Source organism: Arthrobacter sp. Hiyo1, assembly GCF_001263615.2.
GTDB lineage: Bacteria > Actinomycetota > Actinomycetes > Actinomycetales > Micrococcaceae > Arthrobacter.
Genome location: NZ_DF952473.1, coordinates 152,434 through 155,962, shown reverse-complemented (window position 1 = coordinate 155,962; position 3,529 = coordinate 152,434). Strand labels below are relative to the sequence as shown.

General features: G+C 63.7%; 2 protein-coding genes and 2 pseudogenes. All 4 read left to right on the top strand.

All coding sequences use genetic code 11. From position 1 onward, the window contains the following. Positions 1-261 (top strand): annotated as a pseudogene (locus tag AHiyo1_RS16195) (site-2 protease family protein); the annotation flags it as partial. Between the two features lie 118 nt (positions 262-379). Next, the gene (locus AHiyo1_RS16190) at positions 380-1,432 is read left to right on the top strand and encodes a tRNA (adenine-N1)-methyltransferase (RefSeq protein WP_059389235.1); all 1,053 of its coding nucleotides are present in this window, start codon (positions 380-382) and stop codon (positions 1,430-1,432) included. Positions 1,433-1,533: 101 nt separating this feature from the next. Beyond that, a complete protein-coding gene (gene arc, locus AHiyo1_RS16185) occupies positions 1,534-3,348 on the top strand; it encodes a proteasome ATPase (protein WP_084784542.1) in 1,815 nt (604 codons plus the stop codon). Beyond that, positions 3,345-3,529 (top strand): annotated as a pseudogene (locus AHiyo1_RS25640) (proteasome accessory factor PafA2 family protein); the annotation flags it as partial. The gene arc and the pseudogene AHiyo1_RS25640, both read left to right, overlap by 4 nt.

The window sequence follows — 3,529 nt, the reverse complement described above, 5'->3', positions numbered from 1 at the left end:
GTAGATCCGGCCGCGACTGCAGCCGTGCCGGCCTCCGAGGTATCCACGACCTTCGTGACCGCGGTTTCCACCCCGCTCGCCGACGGTGCCTACGTCCCCTGGACGTCCAGCGGCCAGGAACTGATCCAGTATTTGGCGCAGCTCAGCGGCGCCGAATACGCGGTCGTGGACGAACGCGGCACGGTCATGGGCCTGCTGCGTCAGCAGGCGGTAGTGACAGCCATTACAGGTAAAGTAGCCCGACGGAGCGGACGCCCGTAGGACCTTCCCGGTAGAGTTACCTGCCGGTCGTGAAATAACCCGGCCGGCAGTGCGCATCACTAAGCAGCAACTGCGGCAACAAATGACGGCCCAGCCGTACAGGAGCGAGGAAACACCCATGAGCAGCGAAACCGCAGCCAACTACACGGCCACCGGCGCCGCCGACACCGCCATTCAGCCGACTGGTGCGGCCCGGCGCCGAGGGCCCTTCCGTGTGGGCGAGCGGGTTCAACTCACGGACGAACGCGGCCGGATGAACACCATCACCCTGGAGGAAGGCGGCGCTTTCCATACGCACCGCGGCTTCCTGAACCACGACGAAATCATCGGCCAGGTTGACGGTTCAGTGGTGGCCAACAACATCGGCCAGCAGTACCAGACCCTCCGTCCCTTGCTCTCGGACTTCGTGTTGTCCATGCCCCGCGGTGCCGCAGTGGTGTACCCCAAGGATGCCGGCCAGATCGTCACCATGGCCGATATCTTCCCGGGGGCCCGCGTTGTGGAGGCCGGCGTTGGTTCCGGCGCCCTTTCGATCTCCCTGCTTCGAGCAGTCGGCGACAACGGGTACCTCCACTCCTTCGAGCGTCGCGAAGAATTCGCCGACATTGCCCGCGGCAACGTGGAAACCATTTTCGGCGGTCCGCACCCGGCCTGGAAGATCTCTCTTGGCGACTTCCAGGAGGAAGTCGTCCGCTCCGAAGAGCCCGGGTCCGTGGACCGCGTGGTGCTGGACATGCTCGCTCCGTGGGAATGCCTCGACGCCGTAGCCACCGTTTTGGCCCCGGGCGGCGTGTGGATCAACTACGTGGCCACCGTGACCCAGCTCTCCCGTACCGCTGAAGCGATCCGCGCCGACGGTCGTTTCACGGAACCGGACGCCTGGGAGTCCATGGTCCGCGGCTGGCACCTTGAGGGCCTCGCTGTCCGTCCCGACCACCGCATGGTGGCCCACACGGGCTTCCTTTTGGTGACGCGTCGCCTCGCCGACGGCGTGACCGGAATCTCCGTCAAACGGCGACCGTCCAAGACCGAGTTCAGCGAAGAGGACCTGAATGCCTGGACTCCGGGGGCGGTAGGAGAGCGTGCGGTTTCCGACAAGAAACTGCGCCGGGCCGCACGGGATGCGATTGCCGGCACCAACGTCAAGGACGACCCCACACCCGCCCCCTAGGGAAAGATCACAAACTGGTCCGCATTCCGGATGTCACAGGTTACCCAACGCTTTTGAGGGCTAAGGTCTATTTATAGAAAGCGGGAAGGAGCTGATGCTTCGTGGATACGTCGAACAATGACTTCGGGCGAACAACGCCGGAGGAGCCATCGAACAAGGCTGTGACTGAAGGAAAAGCGGGACACGGGGGTGGGGCAATCCAACCGGTGGACGACTCCGCGGAACTCACTGTCGCGGAACGCCAGATAAACATCCTTCGAGACAAACTGCGCCATATCGACCGTCAGCTTGCCGCCGCCACCCAGAACAACACCAAGCTCGTGACCATGCTGGAGACGGCGAAGGCCGAAATCCTGCGACTCAAAGGTGCCCTCGAGCAGGACGGTCAACCACCGTACAGCTTCGGGACCATCCTGCAGATCAATCCAAGGCGCCAGCCGACTGCAGGCAGCACCGGCCAGGCGGCCACCGAGGAATCGGTCGACATCTTCAATGCCGGCCGCAAGATGCGCGTGGGCGTCAGCCCGCTGGTGAACATCAACCAGCTGGCCGTTGGGCAGGAAGTCCTCCTCAATGAGGCCCTCCTCGTGGTGACAGGCCTGGGCTACGAACGGGCAGGCGAACTTGTCACGCTCAAGGAAATGCTGGGCACGGACCGCGCCCTCGTCGTGGGCAGGGCCGATGAAGAGCGGGTAGTCAGGCTCTCAGGCGCATTGCAGAAGGTGCACCTGCGCGTCGGCGATGCTTTGTCGCTCGATTCCCGCACGGGCTACGCACTGGAGAAGGTGCCCCGGGCAGAGGTCGAAAACCTGGTCCTCGAGGAAGTCCCGGATATTACGTACGAGGACATCGGCGGCCTGGGCCCGCAAATCGAACAGATCCGCGACGCGGTGGAACTGCCGTTCCTGCACCCGGACCTGTACCGCGAACACGGCCTCAAAGCCCCCAAAGGCATCCTGCTTTACGGCCCTCCGGGTTGCGGCAAGACGCTGATCGCGAAGGCCGTTGCCAACTCGCTCGCCGCCCGCGCCTCCGAACGGGCCGGCAACGTAGACCTGAAGAGCTATTTCCTGAACATCAAGGGGCCTGAACTCCTTGACAAATACGTCGGCGAAACAGAGCGGCACATCCGCCTGATCTTTGCGCGTGCCCGGGAGAAAGCCTCCGATGGCAGCCCCGTGGTGGTGTTCTTCGACGAAATGGACTCGCTGTTCCGCACCCGCGGCACCGGGGTGTCCTCCGACGTCGAAACAACCATCGTCCCGCAGCTCCTGAGCGAGATCGACGGCGTCGAACGCCTGGACAACGTCATCGTGATCGGTGCCTCGAACCGTGAAGACATGATCGATCCGGCTATTCTCCGTCCCGGGCGGCTTGACGTGAAGGTCAAGATCCAGCGGCCCGACGCCGAGGCGGCCGCCGACATTTTCGCCAAGTACATCACCACCGACCTTCCATTCCACGCGACGGATCTGGCAGAGCACGGCGGCGACGTCCAGGCCACGGTCGACGCCATTATCCAGCGCACCGTTGAAGCCATGTATTCGACGGAGAAGTCCAACGAGTATCTCGAAGTCACCTACGCCAACGGCGATACCGAGATGCTCTATTTCAAGGACTTCAACTCCGGCGCGGTTGTCCAGAACGTCGTGGACCGGGCCAAGAAGTACGCCATCAAGGACCTCCTGCTAACCCAGCAGAAAGGCCTGCGGATCGACCACTTCCTGCGCGCCGTCGTCGACGAATTCCGCGAACACGAGGACATGCCCAACACCACCAACCCGGACGACTGGGCACGCATCTCGGGCAAGAAGGGCGAACGCATCACCTACATCCGCACCATCGTCCAGGGCAAGGCCGGCCAGGAGCCCGGGAAGTCGATCGAAACGACTCCCAACACCGGCCAGTACCTGTGACGGCCCGGCCGGAAGGCCTGCCTTCGGACAAGCTTCCCGTGGGCGGGGCCATGCGGGTCATGGGTTCGGAAACTGAATACGGTATCCATGCGCCCTCCGCTCCGGGGGCGAACGCCACGATGATGTCCGCGCGGATCATCCAGGCCTACGCCAACCTCACGCGACAGCGGGCGGCCGGCGG